Annotated in this window: 19 protein-coding genes; 16 read left to right on the top strand and 3 right to left on the bottom strand. The window is 73.6% G+C overall.

The genetic code is table 11. From position 1 onward, the window contains the following. The first annotated feature begins 14 nt into the window (after positions 1-14). Both HK417_RS12380 and arc read left to right on the top strand, forming a co-directional pair. The gene (locus tag HK417_RS12380; protein ID WP_439957922.1) at positions 15-980 is read left to right on the top strand and encodes a tRNA (adenine-N1)-methyltransferase; all 966 of its coding nucleotides are present in this window, start codon (positions 15-17) and stop codon (positions 978-980) included. A 131-nt stretch (positions 981-1,111) separates the two neighbouring features. Next, positions 1,112-2,890: a proteasome ATPase gene (gene arc, locus HK417_RS12385; RefSeq protein ID WP_222266835.1), complete on the top strand. Its 1,779-nt coding sequence runs from the start codon at positions 1,112-1,114 to the stop codon at positions 2,888-2,890. A gap of 105 nt (positions 2,891-2,995) precedes the next feature. Here the strand turns inward: arc and HK417_RS12390 are convergent, their stop codons facing one another. Then, positions 2,996-3,853: a hypothetical protein gene (locus HK417_RS12390; protein ID WP_222266837.1), complete on the bottom strand. Its 858-nt coding sequence runs from the start codon at positions 3,851-3,853 to the stop codon at positions 2,996-2,998. Between the two features lie 44 nt (positions 3,854-3,897). Here HK417_RS12390 and dop point away from each other — a divergent pair, with 44 nt between their 5' ends. Then, positions 3,898-5,403 (top strand): depupylase/deamidase Dop, encoded by a 1,506-nt coding sequence (gene dop / locus HK417_RS12395; protein WP_261326482.1) that lies wholly within the window; start codon positions 3,898-3,900, stop codon positions 5,401-5,403. Here the strand turns inward: dop and HK417_RS12400 are convergent. After that, the gene (locus HK417_RS12400; RefSeq protein ID WP_306433811.1) at positions 5,390-5,947 is read right to left on the bottom strand and encodes a 2'-5' RNA ligase family protein; all 558 of its coding nucleotides are present in this window, start codon (positions 5,945-5,947) and stop codon (positions 5,390-5,392) included. The genes dop and HK417_RS12400 overlap by 14 nt on opposite strands. A gap of 112 nt (positions 5,948-6,059) precedes the next feature. On the opposite strand from HK417_RS12400, the gene HK417_RS12405 reads away from it, so the two are divergent. The 6 genes from HK417_RS12405 (at position 6,060) to HK417_RS12430 (ending at position 10,982) form a co-directional block, all read left to right on the top strand. Continuing rightward, on the top strand, positions 6,060-6,269 hold the full coding sequence (locus HK417_RS12405; RefSeq protein WP_222266841.1) for a ubiquitin-like protein Pup: 210 nt from the start codon (positions 6,060-6,062) through the stop codon (positions 6,267-6,269). A gap of 95 nt (positions 6,270-6,364) precedes the next feature. Further along, a complete protein-coding gene (locus HK417_RS26940; RefSeq protein ID WP_368858524.1) occupies positions 6,365-7,012 on the top strand; it encodes an endonuclease domain-containing protein in 648 nt (215 codons plus the stop codon). Beyond that, positions 7,009-7,857, top strand: a complete 849-nt coding sequence (gene prcB, locus HK417_RS12415; RefSeq protein WP_222266845.1) for a proteasome subunit beta — start codon at positions 7,009-7,011, stop codon at positions 7,855-7,857. Before HK417_RS26940 ends, prcB begins: the two co-directional genes overlap by 4 nt. A gap of 3 nt (positions 7,858-7,860) precedes the next feature. Next, entirely contained in the window at positions 7,861-8,787 is a 927-nt protein-coding gene (gene prcA, locus HK417_RS12420) for a proteasome subunit alpha (RefSeq protein WP_222266847.1), read from the top strand. A gap of 73 nt (positions 8,788-8,860) precedes the next feature. Then, complete coding sequence (gene pafA / locus HK417_RS12425; protein WP_222266848.1) at positions 8,861-10,219, top strand: Pup--protein ligase; 1,359 nt, start codon at positions 8,861-8,863, stop codon at positions 10,217-10,219. Positions 10,220-10,232: 13 nt separating this feature from the next. After that, positions 10,233-10,982, top strand: coding sequence for an SDR family oxidoreductase (locus tag HK417_RS12430; RefSeq protein WP_222266850.1), 750 nt, complete (start codon positions 10,233-10,235; stop codon positions 10,980-10,982). Between the two features lie 16 nt (positions 10,983-10,998). Here HK417_RS12430 and HK417_RS12435 read toward each other — a convergent pair whose 3' ends face one another. After that, positions 10,999-12,117, bottom strand: coding sequence for a DUF3866 family protein (locus HK417_RS12435; RefSeq protein WP_222266852.1), 1,119 nt, complete (start codon positions 12,115-12,117; stop codon positions 10,999-11,001). A gap of 84 nt (positions 12,118-12,201) precedes the next feature. On the opposite strand from HK417_RS12435, the gene HK417_RS12440 reads away from it, so the two are divergent. The 7 genes from HK417_RS12440 to HK417_RS12470 all read left to right on the top strand — a co-directional run bounded on the left by HK417_RS12440 (position 12,202) and on the right by HK417_RS12470 (position 19,610). Beyond that, positions 12,202-13,179 (top strand): helix-turn-helix transcriptional regulator, encoded by a 978-nt coding sequence (locus tag HK417_RS12440; RefSeq protein WP_222266854.1) that lies wholly within the window; start codon positions 12,202-12,204, stop codon positions 13,177-13,179. Next, a complete protein-coding gene (locus HK417_RS12445; RefSeq protein ID WP_222266856.1) occupies positions 13,176-14,141 on the top strand; it encodes a helix-turn-helix transcriptional regulator in 966 nt (321 codons plus the stop codon). The genes HK417_RS12440 and HK417_RS12445 overlap by 4 nt, the downstream gene beginning before the upstream one ends. Positions 14,142-14,191: 50 nt before the next feature. Then, a complete protein-coding gene (locus HK417_RS12450) occupies positions 14,192-14,398 on the top strand; it encodes a hypothetical protein (RefSeq protein ID WP_222266858.1) in 207 nt (68 codons plus the stop codon). A gap of 108 nt (positions 14,399-14,506) precedes the next feature. Continuing rightward, complete coding sequence (gene tatA / locus HK417_RS12455) at positions 14,507-14,821, top strand: Sec-independent protein translocase subunit TatA (RefSeq protein ID WP_222266860.1); 315 nt, start codon at positions 14,507-14,509, stop codon at positions 14,819-14,821. Positions 14,822-14,846: 25 nt separating this feature from the next. Further along, complete coding sequence (gene tatC / locus HK417_RS12460) at positions 14,847-15,791, top strand: twin-arginine translocase subunit TatC (RefSeq protein WP_261326484.1); 945 nt, start codon at positions 14,847-14,849, stop codon at positions 15,789-15,791. A gap of 11 nt (positions 15,792-15,802) precedes the next feature. Continuing rightward, the gene (locus HK417_RS12465) at positions 15,803-16,675 is read left to right on the top strand and encodes a diacylglycerol/lipid kinase family protein (RefSeq protein ID WP_308123542.1); all 873 of its coding nucleotides are present in this window, start codon (positions 15,803-15,805) and stop codon (positions 16,673-16,675) included. A gap of 88 nt (positions 16,676-16,763) precedes the next feature. Further along, positions 16,764-19,610, top strand: a complete 2,847-nt coding sequence (locus HK417_RS12470) for a DEAD/DEAH box helicase (RefSeq protein ID WP_222266862.1) — start codon at positions 16,764-16,766, stop codon at positions 19,608-19,610. The last annotated feature ends 90 nt before the right edge of the window (positions 19,611-19,700 follow it).

A 19,700-nucleotide genomic window follows, 5' to 3' on the forward strand; every position in this document is an offset into this window, starting at 1 on the left:
TACGCTCGTGGCCCGTGGACCAACAGCAGGTACTGCCGCACGACCCGACCCCCGAGGCCGCCCCGGCCGCCGAGCCCACCGCGGTGGAGGTGCTCGCCGAGACCCCCCTGGAGCCCGTGGTGGTCGAGGGCGAGCCCGCCGACACCCCGGAGCCGGTGGCCGGCGCCTTCCGGATCGGTGACCGGGTGCAGCTGACCGACCCCAAGGGGCGGATGCACACCGTCGTCCTGGAGCCGGGCAAGGCCTTCCACACCCACCGCGGCGCGATCGCGCACGATGAGCTGATCGGGGCGCCCGAGGGGTCGGTCGTGTACTCGACGGCGAACACCGGCTACCTGGCGCTGCGGCCGCTGCTGGCCGACTTCGTGCTGTCCATGCCCCGGGGCGCGCAGGTCATCTACCCGAAGGACGCCGCCCAGATCGTCGGCTCCGGCGATATCGGGCCGGGGATGCGGGTGCTCGAGGCCGGCGCCGGGTCCGGCGCGCTGACCTGCTCGCTGCTGCGGGCGGTCGGCAGCGAGGGAACGGTCACCAGCTACGAGCGGCGCGAGGACTTCGCCGACGTCGCGCGCGCCAACGTGGGCGCCTTCTTCGGCGACGTGCCGGCGAACTGGTCGCTGCGGCTCGGCGACCTCGACCAGCACCCGGCGGAGGAGGTCGTGGACCGCGTCGTCCTGGACATGCTGGCGCCGTGGGACGTGCTGCCCACGGTGGCCGCGGCGCTGCGCCCCGGCGGGGTGCTCGTCGGCTACGTCGCCACGGTGACCCAGCTGTCGACCTACGTGGAGGCGTTGCGGGCGCAGGCCTGCTGGACCGAGCCCTACGCCTGGGAGTCCCTGGTCCGGCCGTGGCACGCCGTGGGTCTCGCGGTGCGCCCGGAGCACCGCATGGTGGCCCACACCGCCTTCCTCGTCACCGCCCGGCGGCTGGCCGACGGGGTCGTCGCACCCACCCGGCAGCGCCGGGCGCAGAAGGTCTGAGCCGCCCGCAGATGACGGTTCGGTGACGTATCAGCCCACCTCCCGCACCCGTCCGTGGAGGAGCGGCATTGTCGGCACCGGCGTGTATAGATTGGCTGCCTGGCTCCCCCCGATGTGTGCGGAGGTGCGTGATGGGCCTGGGTCCTGACGAGTTCCGAGCGCGGCGTGAACGTGACGTCGCCTCCCTGGTGAGCCAGATCTCCTACCTCGAGGAGGAGATCGGTCTCCTGCGGCGCAAGGTGTCCGACAGCCCGCGCCAGGTGCGCGCGCTCGAGGAACGACTGGCCGAGGCGGAGGGCCGGGCGGCCTTCCTCTCCGAGCGCAACGACAAGCTGGCCGGCACGCTGCGTGAGGCACGCGAGCAGCTGGTCACGCTGAAGGAGGAGGTCGAGCGCCTGGGCCAGCCGCCCTCGGGCTACGGCGTCTTCCTGGAGCGCTTCGAGGACGGCACGGTCGACGTCTTCACCGGCGGGCGCAAGCTGCGGGTGTCGGTGTCCCCGAACGTCGAGTTCGACGAGCTGCGGCACGGCCAGGAGGTCATGCTCAACGAGGCCATGAACGTGGTCGCCGCGCGCGGCTTCGAGCGGGCCGGCGACGTCGTGATGCTCAAGGAGCTGCTCGAGCCGGTGCCCGGCGAGCCGCGGCGGGCCCTGGTCATCGGGCACACCGACGAGGAGCGGGTCGTCCGGATCGCCGACTCGCTGACCGGCCACCCGCTGCGCAGCGGCGACTCGCTGCTGCTGGAGACCCGGTCGGGCTACGTGTACGAGCGGATCCCGAAGAGCGAGGTCGAGGAACTGATCCTCGAAGAGGTCCCCGACATCGACTACTCCGACATCGGTGGGCTGGCCCGGCAGATCGAGCAGATCCGGGACGCCGTCGAGCTGCCGTTCCTGCACGCCGACCTGTTCCGCGAGTACCAGCTGCGCCCGCCGAAGGGCATCCTGCTGTACGGCCCGCCCGGCTGCGGGAAGACGCTGATCGCCAAGGCGGTGGCCAACTCGCTGGCCAGGAAGGTCGCCGCGCTGAACGGGGACTCCGACCGGAGCCAGGGGAAGTCCTTCTTCCTCAACATCAAGGGCCCCGAGCTGCTGAACAAGTACGTGGGGGAGACCGAGCGGCACATCCGGCTGGTGTTCCAGCGGGCCAGGGAGAAGGCCAGCGAGGGCACGCCGGTCATCGTGTTCTTCGACGAGATGGACTCGATCTTCCGCACCCGCGGGTCGGGTGTGTCCTCCGACGTGGAGAGCACGATCGTCCCGCAGCTGCTCAGCGAGATCGACGGCGTCGAGGGCCTGGAGAACGTCATCGTGATCGGCGCCTCCAACCGCGAGGACATGATCGACCCGGCCATCCTGCGGCCCGGCCGGCTCGACGTGAAGATCAAGATCGAGCGTCCGGACGCCGAGGCGGCGCGGGACATCTTCAGCAAGTACCTGACGACGTCGCTGCCGATCCACCCCGACGACCTCGCCGAGCACGGCGGCAACCGCGAGTCGACGATCGCCGGGATGATCCAGCGGACCGTGGAGCGGATGTACACCGAGACGGAGGAGAACCGTTTCCTGGAGGTCACCTACGCCAACGGTGACAAGGAGGTCCTTTACTTCCGGGACTTCAACTCCGGGGCGATGCTGCAGAACATCGTCGACCGCGCCAAGAAGATGGCGATCAAGGACCTCCTCGAGACGGGTGTCGGTGGCCTGCGCGTGCAGCACCTGATGGCTGCCTGCGTCGACGAGTTCAAGGAGAACGAGGACCTGCCCAACACGACCAACCCCGACGACTGGGCGCGGATCTCGGGCAAGAAGGGCGAGCGGATCGTCTACATCCGCACGCTGATCAGCGGCAAGGGCGCGGAGAGCGGCCGCGCCATCGACACCGCCACCAACACCGGCCAGTACCTGTAGTCGAAGGACCCCCTGCCCCCACCGCTCGCAGGCTCGCGCTGGGCCCCTGCAGGGGGCCGACCGACGGCCCGGTCCCGCACTGCGGGGCCGGGCCGTCGCCGTGGTTCAGGTCAGGCGCTCGGCCAGCGCTCGCAGGTGCTCTCCACCGGCGGCGTCGTAGCTCGCCCCGGGCACGGTCCGCACGGGGTACGGCCGGCGGAGCGGCGGCTGCGGACCGACGTCGACGTGGGTCACCTCGGCGCCGAGTGCGTGCAACTCGTCGGCCATGCCGTAGTCGGAGCGGGAGTCGCCGACGGTGTGCCAGGTGGTGGGGAGGGGACCGTCCGCCCGTAGCAGGTTCAGGGCGCGGCGCGCACCGAGCGCCTTCCCCGCCCGCACCGACTCCACGTCGGTGGCGATCACCGACGGGTCGATCCGCCACGGCGTCCGGCCGTCCGCACCGGGGACGGACCGGCCGTGCAGCCGCACTCCCAGCCCCGCCGCCGCCAGCCGGGCCGCCAGGTCGGTGTCGAACGCCCGCTGCCGCTCGGCGTAGAACTCGGCGGGGACGTCGGTGCGTGCCTCCACCGTGGCCATCGTCCGCTTGGTGGCATCGACGAACATCGCGTCGCCGTAGCCGTTCCCCACCAGTTCGGCGAGGACGTCGCGGCAGATCTCCGGCACGGCCAGAGCGGCGTCGACGTGCACCTCCGCGGCGCCGTCCCGGCCGGCCGTCGTCCAGACGCCGCCCTTCTCGCAGACCGCGTGCAACCTGGCGCCGTCGGGCAGGCCGGCCGCGACGAGCGGCCGCAGGACGCGCTCGCCGACGAACGCCGCCGACCGCCCGGTGTTGAGCACGACCGGTACGCCGGCGGCCAGCAGCCGCCGCAGGTCCTCGAGCAGCGCAGGCGCTGCGGTGCGGGTGATCGGGCTGGCCACGGGGCCGTCGACGTCCAACAGGAGACCGAGGGGCGGCATGCTCACCCGTCCATCCTCCAGGCGCGTGGCTGCCGCCTAACCTGGGGCGCATGAGCGTGCGACGGGTGATGGGGACCGAGCTGGAGTACGGCATCTCCGTGCCCGGGCAGCCGGGGGCGAACCCGACGACGCTGTCCAGCCAGGTGGTGAACGCCTGGGCGGTCGCCGACGCGCCGATGCCCCGCCGGCCACGCTGGGACTTCGAGGAGGAGTCCCCACTGCGTGACGCCCGCGGCTTCGACCTGTCCCCGGCCAACGCGCTGGACCACACCGACCTCGACGAGGACGCCGGGATGGCCAACGTCATCCTCACCAACGGCGCCCGGCTCTACGTCGACCACGCGCACCCGGAGTACTCGACGCCGGAGGTCACCAACCCGCGGGACCTGGTCGTCTGGGACAAGGCGGGGGAGCAGATCATGGCGGAGGCGGCCCGGCGGGCCGCCCGCATCCCGGGCACCCAGCCGATCCAGCTCTACAAGAACAACACCGACGGGAAGGGCGCCTCCTACGGGGCGCACGAGAACTACCTGATGGACCGCCGGACGCCGTTCGTCGAGATCATCCGGGGCCTCGTCCCCTTCTTCGTCACGCGGCAGGTGTTCACCGGCGCCGGCCGGGTCGGCATCGGCACCGAGGGACGCACCCAGGGCTTCCAGCTGTCGCAGCGGGCCGACTTCTTCGAGGTCGAGGTGGGCCTGGAGACGACGCTGAAGCGGCCGATCATCAACACCCGCGACGAGCCGCACGCCAACCCCGACGAGTACCGCCGGCTGCACGTGATCATCGGCGACGCCAACCTGGCCGAGCTGTCGACGTACCTGAAGGTCGGGACGACGGCGCTCGTGCTGGCAATGATCGAGGCGCGGGCGCTGGGCAAGGACCTGAGCATCGAGGAGCCGGTCGAGGCGCTGCAGGCGATCAGCCACGACCCGTCGCTGACCCACCAGGTGCAGCTGCGCGACGGCCGGCGGCTGACCGCCATCGAGGTGCAGCGGGAGTACCTCCTGCTGGCCGAGAAGTTCGTCGCCCGGCACGGCGAGCCCGACCCGCAGACCGCCGATGTGCTGCGCCGCTGGGCCCAGGTGCTCGACGACCTCGAGACCGACCCGATGCGGCTGGCCGACCAGCTCGACTGGCCCGCGAAGCTGCGCCTCCTGGAGGGCTACCGGCAGCGCGACGGGCTCTCGTGGGGCGACGCCCGGCTCAAGCTGGTGGACCTGCAGTACTCCGACGTGCGCCCGGAGAAGGGGCTGTACCACCGCCTGGTGGCCCGCGGCTCCATGCAGCGGCTGCTCACCGACGAGGAGGTGACCCGGGCGATGACCAGCCCGCCGGCGGACACCCGGGCCTACTTCCGCGGCGAGTGCCTGCGCCGGTACCCGGCCCAGGTCGCCGCCGCGTCCTGGGACTCGGTGGTGTTCGACGTGGGCCGGGACAACCTGGTGCGGATCCCGACCATGGAACCGCTGCGGGGCACCCGGGACCACGTCGGCGCGCTGTTCGAGGCGACGTCCAGCGCCGCGGAGCTCGTGGACACCATCACCGGTAGCTGAGGCGGTCAGCCGCGGAGCGGGAACGTCGCCCGTGGCGTCCAGTGCCCGCCCGCGGCGGACTGGCCGAGCAGCACCACGGCTGCTGTTCGGCCGGTGACCGGCAGGTGGGGAGGACCTCCCGCTCGGCGGCCTCGAGCTCCGCGCGGGCATGCCCGAGGCCGATGGTCAGGTGCGGGACGACGTGGTCGTAGACCCCCTCGAACGGCGGGTGCGCGGGGAACGCGGCGTGCACCCGGGAGGTGAGGTCTCGAAAGGGCTGCGGGTCGTCGGGGGCCAGGTACACGACGTCGTCCCCGAACCCGGCGGTGCGGGAGAAGCGGTGGTCGAAGGCGCGCGTCCCGTCGGTCACCCGGGCCACCCGCTGCAGCACGACGTCGTCGAGCTGCCCGGGCGGGACGAACGGGAACAGGACCGTGACGTGCGCCGGCACGCCGAGCGCGGCGCTGGCGTCCAGCCGGGGCGCGGAGCCGCCCGACCCCGGGCTCGGCCTCCGGGACGACCACCACCAGGCCGCTCTGGGCGCGGTCCGCGGATACGGCGCCAGGGTAGGAGCCCGCCCGACTTCCGGCGTGTGTGGATCAACGTGGGCCGACTGTCACACCGCGCGGGTAACTTCTGCGGCAGCACTCGAAGCTCCACAGACCACGGAGGGCGAGATGGCAACGAGGGACAGCGGGGGTCAGCACCGCGCGACGCGTTCGCGCGAGGAGACCGAGGAGGTCGAGGCGTCGGTCGACACCGAGACCTCGGAGCGCACCAAGGAAGTGACCGAGGACGTCGACTCGCTCCTCGACGAGATCGACGGCGTCCTCGAGGAGAACGCCGAGGAGTTCGTGCGGTCCTACGTGCAGAAGGGCGGTCAGTGATCGCCTCGCTACTTTGAGTAGTAGTCGCGACGATGAAGGTCTGTCCTCGCTGTGGGGAGAGCAAGCCCGACGACGGGTTCGGCCGGAACCGTTCGATGGCGGATGGACTCTCGTTCTACTGCCTGGAGTGCAACCGACGGCGCAGCAACACCTGGTATCGACAGTCGAGGGTCGCGTTGGGGAAGACCGTCCGGGACCACAGCTGGGTTCCGGAGGGGTTCCGCTGGTGCCCGACGTGTCGTGAGGCCGTCCCCGAGGCGGACTACGTCGTCAGTCGACGGACATCGTCCGGGTTCGGCAGTCAGTGCAAACCGTGGCACCGCCAGGCTTGCAAGGACACGTACTGGCGTCGGAAGTACGGCCTCACCCTGACGGCCGTTGCGGAGCTGCGCCGTGATCAAGAGGACCGGTGTGCGATCTGCCGCGACCCGGCTCCGGAGCACCTCGATCACGATCATGACTCAGGGGAGGTGCGGGCCCTCCTCTGCCAGCGGTGCAACTTCGGCCTCGGGCTGTACCGCGACGATCCGACTCTGTTGCGTGCGGCGGCTGACTACGTAGAGGAGCACCGGGAGCGGCACCGTCGGTCCCGCCCACAACCGCTGGTCCGGCGGCGGCCGGAGGTGATCAGCCGCCCGGTCAGCCCGCCGGTAGGGTCGGCGCAGCGTCCGCCTTCGTTCCGGCGGACGGGTCTGTGCAGTCGAGGCCGCGCGTTGCTGGCGGCGAGAGGGGCGGGCGAGTGAGCGAGTCGTCAACTGGCCGGAGCGGGTTCCCGCCCGCGTACCTGGACCGGGTGGGCTCTTCGTTCACCGACTTCCTCGGCCTCACCTCACCCGACCTGCTGCCCGGCCGGCGCACGCTGCCCGCCGCGCCGCTGGGCGAGCTGGCGCCGCACGGCACCACCATCGTCGCGGTCACCTACGCCGGCGGCGTGCTCATGGGCGGCGACCGCCGGGCCACCATGGGCAACCTCATCTCCAGCCGGGACATCGAGAAGGTCTACGCGGCCGACTCGTACTCGGTGATCGGCATCGCCGGTGCCGCCGGCATCGCCATCGAGATGGTCCGGCTCTACCAGGTCGAGCTCGAGCACTACGAGAAGATCGAGGGCGTCACCATGTCCCTCGACGGCAAGGCCAACCGGCTGGCCGGCATGATCCGCGGCAACCTCGGCGCCGCGATGCAGGGCCTCGCCGTGGTCCCGCTGTTCGCCGGCTACGACCTCGACGCCGCCGAGGGCGCGAGCCCCGGCCGCATCTTCAGCTACGACGTCACCGGCGGGAACTACGAGGAGCGCGGTTACGCCTCCGTCGGCTCCGGCTCGCTGTTCGCCCGGAACTCGCTGAAGAAGACCTGGCGCACCGGGATGTCCGCCGACGCCGCGACCCGCAGCCTGGTCGAATCCCTCTACGACGCCGCCGACGACGACTCGGCCACCGGCGGCCCCGATCCGGTACGGCGGCTGTACCCGATCGTCTACCGGGTCGACGCCGAGGGCGCCGTCCGGCTCACCGACGCCGAGGTGGCCGCCGTCGCCGACACGATCATCGCCGACCGTTCCGTGGGCAACGAAGCACGGGAGGTCTGAGCCATGACCATGCCGTACTACGCCTCCGCCGAGCAGGTGATGCGGGACCGTTCGGAGTACGCCCGCAAGGGCATCTCCCGCGGCCGCAGCGTCGCCGTCCTCACCTACGTCGACGGCGTCCTGTTCATCGCCGAGAACCCCAGCGCCACGCTGCACAAGGTCAGCGAGCTCTACGACCGGATCGGCTTCGCCGCGGTCGGCCGGTACTCCGAGTTCGAGAGCCTGCGGGTGGCCGGGGTCCGGCTCGCCGACGTCCGCGGCTACTCCTACAACCGCCGGGACGTCACCGGCCGGGTCATCGCCAACGCCTACGCGCAGACCCTCGGCGCGGTCTTCACCGAGCAGCTGAAGCCCTACGAGGTCGAGCTGTGCGTCGCCGAGGTGGGTGACAGCAGCGGCGGTGACCAGCTCTACCGGCTCACGTTCGACGGCTCCATCGTCGACGAGTCCGACTTCGTCGTCATGGGCGGGCAGGCCGAGACGGTCGCGAGCCACCTCCGCGAGCACTACACCCGGGGCATGGGCCTGCGCGAGGCGCTCCGGGTGGGCGTCCGGGCGCTCTCCGCGGTCAGCGCGGCCACCGCCGCCAACGGCGGCGGGCACGACCAGCTGCCGGCCGAGCAGCTGGAGGTCGCCGTCCTGGACCGGCGGCGGCCCAAGCGGGCCTTCCGCCGGGTCGTCGGCGTCTCGCTCCGGTCGCTGCTGTCCGACGAGCCGGTCACCGGGGAACCGGCACCGGCTGCCGTGGCGACCCACGTCCACGCGCCCAGCGCGCCCGCACCGGGCACCCCGGCCGGCCTCGGCGACCCGACGGCCGTCGACACCGCCGGCGGCACGGCGGACCGCACGCTCGAGCCGGACACCCAGGACGGCGTGGGCGGCGGCACCGAGGGCGACCAACCGGAGCCCCGCACGGACGACGGGCGCTGAGCCACCGTCGGTGATCGGCGCGGCGCGTTCGGGACACGAGCCGAGCGCGCCGCGGCGGCATAGGCTCGGCGGGGTGGAACGACGGATCTTCGGCATCGAGACCGAGTACGGCGTCACCTGCACCTTCCGCGGGCAGCGCCGGCTCTCCCCGGACGAGGTCGCGCGCTACCTGTTCCGCCGGGTGGTGTCGTGGGGGCGCAGCTCCAACGTCTTCCTGCGCAACGGCTCCCGGCTCTACCTCGACGTCGGCAGCCACCCCGAGTACGCCACCGCCGAGTGCGACGACCTGGTGGAGCTCGTCGTCCACGACAAGGCGGGGGAGCGGATCCTCGAGGGCCTGATGGTCGACGCCGAGCAGCGGCTCAACGAGGAAGGCGTCACCGGCGACATCTACCTGTTCAAGAACAACACCGACTCCGCCGGCAACAGCTACGGCTGCCACGAGAACTACCTGGTCGGCCGGCACGGTGAGTTCGGCCGCCTCGCCGACGTGCTCATCCCGTTCCTGGTCAGCCGCCAGATGGTGGTCGGGGCGGGCAAGGTCCTGCAGACCCCGCGCGGCGCCGTCTACTGCGTGAGCCAGCGCGCCGAGCACATCTGGGAGGGCGTCTCCAGCGCCACCACGCGCTCCCGGCCGATCATCAACACCCGCGACGAGCCGCACGCCGACGCCGAGCGCTACCGCCGGCTGCACGTCATCGTCGGCGACTCGAACATGAACGAGACGACGACGCTGCTCAAGGTCACCATCACCGACCTGGTGCTGCGGATGATCGAGCAGGGCGTCGCCATCCGGGACATGACGCTGGAGAACCCGATCCGGGCCATCCGCGAGATCAGCCACGACCTCACCGGTCGCCGCAAGGTCCGGCTGGCCAACGGCCGGGAGATGTCGGCGCTGGAGATCCAGACCGAGTACCACGACCGGGCCGCCGAGTTCGTCGACCGCGAGGGCTACGGCCCGGTGCACCGGCAGATGCTCGAGCTGTGGGGCCGCACGCTCAAGGCGGTCGACTCCGGCGACCTCAGCCTGATCGACCGGGAGGTGGACTGGGCCAGCAAGTACAGGCTCATCGAGCGGTACCGCGCCAAGCACGACCTGCCGCTGTCCAGCCCGCGGGTCGCGCAGATGGACCTCGCCTACCACGACATCCGCCGTGGCCGCGGCCTGTACTACCTGCTGGAGAAGGCCGGCCAGGTCGACCGCGTGGCGCACGACCCGCGGATCTTCGAGGCCAAGAACGTGCCCCCGCAGACCACCCGGGCCAAGCTGCGCGGCGAGTTCATCCGCCGCGCGCAGGAGAAGCGCCGCGACTTCACCGTCGACTGGGTGCACCTCAAGCTCAACGACCAGGCCCAGCGCACCGTCCTGTGCAAGGACCCGTTCAAGGCCGTCGACGAGCGGGTGGAGAAGCTCATCGCCAGCATGTGAACCGGGGGGCGGCATGGGGACGGTCCTGATCACCGGGGTGAGCCGCCGGGCGGGGATCGGCTTCGCGATCGCCCGGCGGCTGCTCGCCCGCGGCGACCGGGTCGTGGTGCACTCCTGGACGCCGCACGACCTGGAGCAGCCGTGGGGCGCCGACGACCTCGACGCCGTCCTGACCGAGCTGGGCTCCCCGCCGCACCTGTCCGCTGACCTCGCCGACCCGCGGGCGCCCGCCGCCCTGGTGGCCGCGGCCACCGCGGTGGTCGGGCCGCTCACCGGCCTCGTCGCCAACCACGCGCGCAGCGCCGAGGGCAGCCTCGCCGACGTCACCGCCGCGGAGCTCGACCTCTGCTTCGCGGTCAACGCGCGGGGCAGCCTGCTGCTCACCCAGGCGTTCGCCGCCCAGTACGACCCGGGCGCCGGAGCCGGGGCGGTCGTCCTGTTCACCTCCGGTCAGCACCGCGGGCCGATGGCCGCCGAACTGCCGTACGCGGTGAGCAAGGGCGCGATCCAGCAGATGACCCTCTCGCTCGCCGACGCGCTGATCGACCGGGACGTCACGGTCAACTGCGTCAACCCCGGACCGACCGACACCGGCTGGGCCGGGCCGCAGCTCGCCGACACCGTCCGGCGGGCGATGCCGCGCGGCCGCTGGAACAGCCCCGAGGAGGTGGCCGCCGTCGTCGCCTGGCTCACCGGTCCCGACGCCCGCTCGGTCACCGGCCAGACGATCGACGCCGAGGGCGGCTTCCGCCGCTGGGGGTGAACCGGCGGCGGGCGACTCAGGTGGGGGGCAGCCCGAAGATCGCCAGCTGGGCCGCGTACCGGCCGGCGGCCGCCGCGGCGAGGAAGTAGGCCCGGTCCTCGGCCAGGCTGCGGCCCATCGTCGACAGCGTCACCGGGGAGGCAGCGAGCGCCTCGTCCAGCCCCTCGCTGTCCACCCACTCCACGAAGTTGCGCTCGGGCTGGCCGGCGAGGTCCTCCTCGACCTGGGCGCCCAGCGCCGAGCCCAGCCCACGCGGCGCCACCAGGATGACGCCGCCCAGCGCGACCCGGCCGAACGCGGTGAGGGAGTGGTGCGACACCCCGCGGTGCCGCGGCCGCGGGTCGGCCTCGGAGATGCGCAGCGCCCCGATCGCCTGACCGCCGAGCACGTACGTCGCGTTGCACACCTCCCCGGCGGTGACCCCGGAGAAGCCCCATGGCGTGCCGGTGCCCAGGTTCCCCGGGCCCTGGGTGACGACCGTGACGTCCGCCCCCAGCACGTACCGGGCGGCCAGCAGCCCCGTGTGCACGGTGACCGCCTCCAGGTCGCCGCCGAACGCCTGACCGACGGTGACGACGCCGGCCAGGTCGTCGGTGAGTGTGTCCAGGGTGCGGCTGAACGCGGCGGGCAGGGCCCCGCCGTCGGTCATCACGTAGGCGACCTTCAGCGCCGGGTCGGTGACGTGCACCCCGGCCAGCACCGCGGGCAGCGCGGAGTGCAGGTCGGCGACGACCACCGGCATGCCGCCGAGGTCCTCGGCGGCCGCGATCAGGTCGTGGTGCTCGGTCTCCTGCTCGTCGACGCCCTGCATGCTGACCTGCAGCGGCGAGTACCGGTTCTTCACCAGGTGCCCGGGGCCGATCGGGTCCGGCGGCAGCCGGTCAGGGACGGCGACCACCAGCGCGTACCCGCCGGTGCCCAGCTTCTGCGCCCACGCGGTCGTGTTGAGCAGGACGTCGTCGCCCACCTCGGGGGTGCCGACGACCGACGGGTGGGCGAGGGCCCGGACGGCGCCGTCCCCGGGCACCTCCACGGTCATCTCCTGCGCGTCCCGCCAGGACCGGCCGAGCTCGGTCACCCGGCCCCGGCGCCAGCGGATCCGCGAGACCGGGGCGGGGGAGGAGGCAGACGTCACGGCCGCAGGGTAGCCAGGGCGGCGGTCGCGGGCAGCCGGACGAGGGGGACGGAGGGCCCGCCGCGCGGGCCGTAACCTGTGCGCGTGGCAGCCAAGCGGGCGGAACGACTGGTCAACCTGGTCTTCGCCCTGCTGGGCACCCGGCAGTACGTCTCCGCGGCCAAGATCCGCGCGACGGTGCCCGGCTACGAGCCCGACGACGGCACCGAGCGGGCCGACGAGGCGTTCAAGCGGATGTTCGAGCGGGACAAGGCGGAGCTGCGCGAGATCGGCGTCCCGCTGGAGACCGGCCGCACCAGCATCTTCGACACCGAGGACGGCTACCGGATCGCCCGGGCCGACTACGAGCTGCCGGAGATCACGCTCACCGGCGAGGAGGCCGCCGCGGTGGGCCTGGCGCTGCGGCTGTGGCAGTCGGCCCAGCTGGCCGGCGCGGCGCAGAGCGCCCTGGTGAAGCTGCGCGCGGCGGGGGTGGAGGTCGACCAGACCCGGACCCTCCCGATCCAGCCGCGCCTGGACGCCGGGGAGCCCGCCTTCGAGCCCTGCTACGCCGCGGCCCGCGACCGCCGCGAGCTCGCCTTCGACTACCGCCGTCCCGACGAGCCGGCGCCCACCCGCCGCCGCGTGCAGCCGTGGGGTGTGGTGGCCTGGCACGGGCGCTGGTACCTCGTCGGCCACGACCTGGACCGCGCGGCGCCCCGCGTGTTCCGGCTCTCCCGGGTGGTCGGGACGCCGCGGGCCACCGGTCCGGCCGGCGCCTTCGAGCCGCCGGCCGACCTGGACCTGGCGACGGTGGTGGCCCGCTCCGAGCGCCGCGAGGAGCAGCTGGTCGTGGTGCGGGTCCGGCCGGGCGCCGCGATCGGGCTGCGCCGGCACGCGGAGTCCCTCGGCCCGGCCGAGGACGGCGAGGACCGGCTGCAGCTGCGCACCACCGAGCCCTGGGCGCTGGCCGACGAGATCGCCGCCTACGGTCCCGACGTGCTGGTCGAGGCGCCGCAGCGGATGCGGGAGGCGGTCGTGCAGCGGCTGACCCGCCTGGCGGCGCTGCGGGCGTCGGCATGACCTCCCCGAGCACCGCGGAGCGGATGACCCGGCTGCTGGCCCTGGTCCCGTACCTGCAGGCCCGCCCGGACGGCGTCCGGCTGGCCGACGCCGCCCGCGACTTCGGCGTGACCGAGGCGCAGCTGCGCCGGGACCTGGACCTGCTGTGGGTGTGCGGGCTGCCCGGCCACGGCCCCGGCGACCTCATCGACCTGGCGTTCGAGGGCGACCGGGTGCGGGTCACCTTCACCGCCGGCCTGGTCCGGCCGCTGCGGCTGACCACCGACGAGGCGGTCGCGCTGATCGTGGCGCTGCGCACGCTGCTCGAGCTGCCCGGGCTGGCCGAGGGGGAGGCGGTCAGCCGGGCGCTGGCCAAGGTCGCCGCCGCGGCCGGGCACGCCGCGGAGTCCCGGACGCCGCTGGCGGTCAGCGTGGACGCCCGGGAGCAGTCGCTCGCCGTCGTCCGCGACGGGCTGGAGCGCGGCAGGGCGCTGGACGTGCAGTACTACGTGCCCAGCCGGGACGAGCGGACCCGCCGGGTGGTCGACCCGATGCGGCTGCTGCTGGTCGACGGGCACTGGTACCTGGAGGCCTGGTGCCGCAACGTCGAGGGGGTGCGGCTGTTCCGGCTGGACCGGATGGACGACGTCACCGTCCTGGACGAGCCGGCCGCGCCTCCGCCGCAGGCCCACGAGCGCGACCTGGACAACGGCCTCTACCAGCCGGCGGCGGACCAGCCGCTGGTCCGGCTGCGGCTGGCCCGGCCGGCCCGGTGGGTCGCCGACTACTACCCGGTGGAGGAGCAGGTCGAGGTCGACGACCCGCCCGGCGGGCTGGCCGTCGCGGTCCGGACGTCGGACCTGGGCTGGGCGCGCCGGCTGGTGGCCTCCCTCGGCGGCGCGGCCACCGTCGACGAGCCGGCCGAGCTGGCCGACCAGGTGGCGGCCGAGGCCCGCGCCGCGCTCGCCCGGTACGCGGACTGACCACGGCCGGCGCACAGCCCCTGCTGGGGTGCGCCGGTTACTGTCCTCCCGTGCTGCTCGTCGTGTGGATCGCCGTGGTCGTGGTCGCGCTGGCCGTCCTGGGCGTGCTCGGGTACGGGCTGCGCGGCGCTGCCGGCCGGCTGGACCGGGAACTGCGCGGCCTGCAGGCCGACGTCGAGCCGGTGCGCGCCGACGTCGAGGAGGCCCTGCGCCGCGCCGCCGCCCAGCGCCAGGAACGACCGGCAGCCACCGACTGAACCGCAGGTGGACGGCGTGCGCACGGGCCCGCCGCCACCGTCGACCACCCCTGTCCGGCGTCCGCCCCGGCGTAGAGTCAGGCGCACCCCCACCACTGGAGGACCCCGATGAACCTCGGTCCCATGGAGATCGGCCTGATCCTCCTGGCCGTCCTGCTGCTCTTCGGCTACAAGAAGCTGCCCGACGCCTCCCGGTCGCTGGGCCGCTCGCTGCGCATCTTCAAGGGCGAGATGAAGGGCATGAAGGACGACGACGTCCGCGGCAAGGACGCGGCCACGGTGACGCCGGTGCAGGCCCAGATCGCCGCCACGGCCCCGGTCGACCTCGAGGCCGAGGCCCGCGCCGCCGAGGCGCGGGCCGCCGAGGCGCGGGCCCGCGCGGAGCAGGTCCGCTCGTCGGCGAGCACCGACGGCGCCCGCTGACCGCTCCTCCCGCACCACGACGCCCATGACCCTGGCAGCCCGCGGCAAGAAGCGGCGTCCCGAGCGGGACGCCGCCGCGACGATGACCCTCGTCGCGCATCTGCGTGAGCTGCGCAACCGCATCGGCGTCGCGCTGGTGTTCGTGCTGCTGGGCACGGCCATGGCGTTCTGGTGGTACGAGCACGGCCTGGGGGAGTTCATCCGCGCTCCCTACTGCGGGCTGGACACCGACCTGCGCGCGCTGGGCACCGGCGGCAGCGGCGACTGCGAGCTGCTGGTCACCGACGTCTTCGGCGGTGCGCTGATCCGGCTGAAGATCGCCTTCATCGTCGGGATCGTGCTGTCCGCGCCGTTCTGGCTCTACCAGCTGTGGGCGTTCATCACCCCGGGCCTGCGGAGGAACGAGAAGCGCTACGGCGTCGCATTCGTCGCCGCGTCCAGCACGCTGTTCGCGCTGGGGGCGGCGCTGGCCTACCTCTCGCTGGCCAAGGGCCTGGACCTGCTGCTCGGCCTGGCCGGGGAGGGCGTGGCGATCGCGCTCACCGCGCAGGACTACATCGGCTTCGTGATCTCCCTGCTGCTCGCCTTCGGGGTGAGCTTCGAGCTGCCGCTGATCGCGGTGGTGCTCAACCTGATCGGCGTGCTGTCCCACGCGGCGCTGGCCAAGGGCCGGCGGTGGATCTACTTCCTCACCATCCTGTTCGCCGCGTTCGTCACACCGACCCAGGACCCGTTCACCATGCTGCTCATGGCCGCGCCGATGTGCGTGCTGTTCGAGCTGGCCATCCAGATCGCCCGGCTGGTGGACAAGCGGCGGGCCAAGCGGGAGGCCGCGCTGGGCCTGACCGGCCTGGACGACGAAGCACCCTCCCCGCTCGACGCGTCGCCGTCCGCGGTGGACGCCACCCCCAGCCCCCTCGCGACCGAGCCATCCCCGCTGCCCGAGCCGGCCCCCGGACCGCACCGCTGAGCCCTCCCACCGTGGCGCTGCTGACCAGCGTCCGGCGTGGGCGCGGCGATCGGCTGGTCGCCGCGGTGACGGCGGCCCTCACCGACCGCGGCGTGGCCTGCACCCTGCTGCCCGCCCGGGACCGGGCCGAGGCGGAGGCGCAGGCCGGCGAGGCGGTGGCCGCCGGTGCGGCGGCCGTCGCCGCACTGGGGGGTGACGGCTGCGCGCACGCCGCCCTGCAGGCCGTCGCCGGGACACCGGCCGCGCTGGCGGTGCTCCCCGCGGGCTCGGGCAACGACCTGGCCGCCGCGCTCGGCATGCCGGCCGACCCGGTCGCGGCCGCCCGGGCCGCCGCCGGGGACCTGCTGGAGGGCCGGCGCCGGATCCTGGACGCCGGCCGCACCGGCGACCGCTGGTGGGCCACGGTGCTGTGCTGCGGGTTCGACTCGGCCGTCACCGACCGGGCCAACCGGCTGCGCTGGCCGCGCGGGCCCCGCCGGTACGACGTGGCGCTCCTCGCCGAGCTGGCCCGGCTGCGGCCGCGGGCGGTCGGCCTGAACGTCGACGGGGACGCCCGGGAGCTGGCGGTCACCCTGGTCGCGGTCGCCAACACCCCGCGCTACGGCGGCGGGCTGCGGATCGCCCCGGCGGCGGACCCGGCCGACGGCCTGCTGGACGTGGTCGTGGTCGGCCCGGTCGGCCGGCGGGAGCTGCTGCGCACCCGGCCGCGGCTGGTCGCCGGAACCCACGTCGACCACCCGGCGGTCACGGTGCTGCGCGGCCGGGAGGTCACCCTGCAGGGGGCGGGGCTGGTCACCTACGCCGACGGCGAGCCGGTCGCCGCACTGCCGGCGGTCTCGGTGTGCATCCCCGGCGCGCTGACGGTCATCGGCACCGCCCGCTGAAGAAGGACCCTCTTCTCCCCACCCCTCGCGAGCTCGGGGTGGGCCCCTGAAGAGGGCCGAAAGACCGGGACGCGCTTACGGTGGGGGCATGTCCAGCCCTGCTGAGCGGTACGCAGCGGCCCGGCGACGGAACGCCCACCCCACCCTGTCGGACTTCACCGCCGATCTCGGGTTCTCCCTCGACCCGTTCCAGGTGGAGGCGTGCGAGGCGCTGGAGCAGGGCTCGGGTGTGCTGGTCTGCGCCCCCACCGGCGCGGGGAAGACGGTGGTCGGGGAGTTCGCCGTCCACAAGGCGCTGCAGGAGGGCCGCAAGGCCTTTTACACGACGCCCATCAAGGCGCTGTCCAACCAGAAGTACAACGACCTCGTCGACCGGTACGGCAGCGCCAAGGTCGGCCTGCTCACCGGCGACAACGCCATCAACGGCGACGCCCCGGTGGTCGTGATGACCACCGAGGTCCTGCGCAACATGCTCTACGTCGACTCCCCGGCGCTCACCGACCTCGCCTACGTCGTGATGGACGAGGTGCACTACCTCGCCGACCGGTTCCGCGGGGCCGTGTGGGAAGAGGTGATCATCCACCTGCCCGAGCACGTCCGGCTGGTGTCGCTGTCGGCGACGGTCAGCAACGCCGAGGAGTTCGCCGACTGGCTGGTCACCGTGCGCGGACACACCCGGATCGTGGTCAGCGAGGTGCGACCGATCCCGCTGTGGCAGCACATGCTGGTCAGCGGCCGGGTGTTCGACCTGTTCGCGCTGCGCCCGGCCGCGCACGCGGGGGAGTGGGAGGACACACCGCGCGGGCTGTCCACCCGCGACCGCGGCGCGGCCGTGGTCGACCCGGAGCTGGTCCGGTACGTCAAGGAGCAAGAGCGCCGCTTCGACTCCTGGTCCGGCGGCGGAGGCGGCACCCGCGGCGGCTTCAGCCACAAGCCGCGGTTCAAGCCGCCGTCGCGGCCCGACGTCGTCGAGCGGCTGGACCGCGCCGGCCTGCTGCCCGCGATCACCTTCATCTTCAGCCGCAACGGCTGCGACGCCGCCGTCCACCAGTGCCTCGGCTCGGGGATGCGGCTGACCGACGAGAGCGAGCGCGCCGCGATCGCCGAGGTGGTCGACCGGCGCACCGGGGCGCTGCCGGAGGAGGACCTGCACGTCCTCGGGTTCTGGGAATGGCGGGAAGGTCTGCTCGCCGGGTTCGCCGCCCACCACGCGGGCCTGGTGCCGGCGTTCAAGGAGACCGTCGAGGAGTGCTTCGTCCGCGGACTGGTGAAGGCCGTGTTCGCCACCGAGACACTGGCGCTGGGGATCAACATGCCGGCCCGCACCGTCGTCCTCGAGCGGCTCGTGAAGTGGAACGGCGAGGCGCACGTCGACGTCACGCCGGGGGAGTACACCCAGCTCACCGGGCGGGCCGGGCGGCGCGGCATCGACATCGAGGGGCACGCCGTCGTGGTGTGGGCGCCGGGGGTCGACCCGGCCCTGGTCGCGGGTCTGGCGAGCACCCGCACGTATCCGCTGCGCTCGTCGTTCCGGCCCAGCTACAACATGGCGGTCAACCTCGTCGGCGCGTTCGGCCGGGAGCGGGCACGGGACCTGCTCGCCTCCTCCTTCGCCCAGTTCCAGGCCGACCGCTCGGTGGTCGGGTTGGCCCGTGCCGCCGCCCGGCACGAGGAGGCGGCGGCGCGGCTGCAGACCGAGATGCTCGGCGGGCTGTCCAACGCCGCGCTCGACGTCGCCGGGTACGCCCGGCTGCGGATGGAGACCTCCGAGCGGGAGAAGGCGCTGTCCCGCGACTCGCAGGCCAAGCGCCGGCTCGAGGCCGCCGAGTCGCTGGAGGCGCTGCGCACCGGGGACGTGATCCGGGTGCCGTCGGGACGGCGGCAGGGGCTCGCGGTCGTCCTCGACCCCGGGATCACCGAGCTGGCCGACCCGCGCCCGCTCGTGCTCACCGAGGACCGGTGGGCCGGCCGGCTCGCGGCGGTCGACTTCCCGACCCCGGTGACACCGCTGGCCCGGGTCAAGGTGCCCAAGAACTTCAACCACCGCAGCCCGCACGCCCGCCGCGACCTGGCCTCCACGCTGCGCACCGCCCGGGTGGAGAACGAGCTCGGCGCGCGGCGCACCCGGGGGCGGTCGGCGGCCGCCGACGACCCGGTGCTGGCCGACCTGCGGCACGCCATGCGCGCCCATCCGGTGCACGGCCTGCCCGACCGGGAGGAGCGGGTGCGCGCCGCGGACCGCTGGCTGCGGGAGCTGCGCGACGCCGAGCGGCTGCACCGCCAGATGGCCGACCGCACCGGATCGCTCACCGCGCAGTTCGACCGCACCTGCGACGTGCTGGCCGAGCTGGGCTACCTGCACCCGGAGCTGCCGGTGCCCGCCGCCGAGGACGGCCTCCCGCCGGACGAGTCCCCGGCCGTGACCGAGGTGGGCCGGCGGCTGGGCCGGATCTGGTCGGAGGCCGACCTGCTCACCGCCGAGTGCCTGCGCGCCGGGGTGTTCCGCGGGCTCACCCCCGCCGAGCTCGCCGCGGTGGTCTCCGCGCTGGTGTTCGAGGCCCGCCGGGAGAGCCCGGGCCAGCCGGCGGTGCCGGCCGGGAAGGTGGCCGGTGCCCTCGCCGAGATGCGCCGCATCCGGACCCGGCTGCAGGACGTCGAGGCCGAGCACCAGGTGCCGCTGACCCGCGACCTGGATCTCGGCTTCGTCTGGGCCGCCTACCGCTGGGCCGACGGGCAGACGCTGGACCGGGTGCTGGCCGGCGCCGAGCAGGCGGGCACCGAGCTCTCCGGCGGGGACTTCGTGCGCTGGGCCCGGCAGCTGATCGACCTGCTCGACCAGCTGGCGAAGGTCGCCGACGAGCCGGTGGCCGGAGTCGCCCGGGCCGCGGTGGGGCGGGTGCGCCGCGGTGTCGTCGCGGTCGCGGTCAGCGGCTGACCAGCGCGTGGCCGCTGTCCCGTCCGGCCCGGTGGGACACAATCGGGCACCACGGCGAGCGCGCCGCGGCCGGGTCCGGATCGAGGAGGG

The organism is Modestobacter marinus (genome assembly GCF_019799945.1).
Classification (GTDB): Bacteria; Actinomycetota; Actinomycetes; order Mycobacteriales; family Geodermatophilaceae; genus Modestobacter; species Modestobacter marinus_B.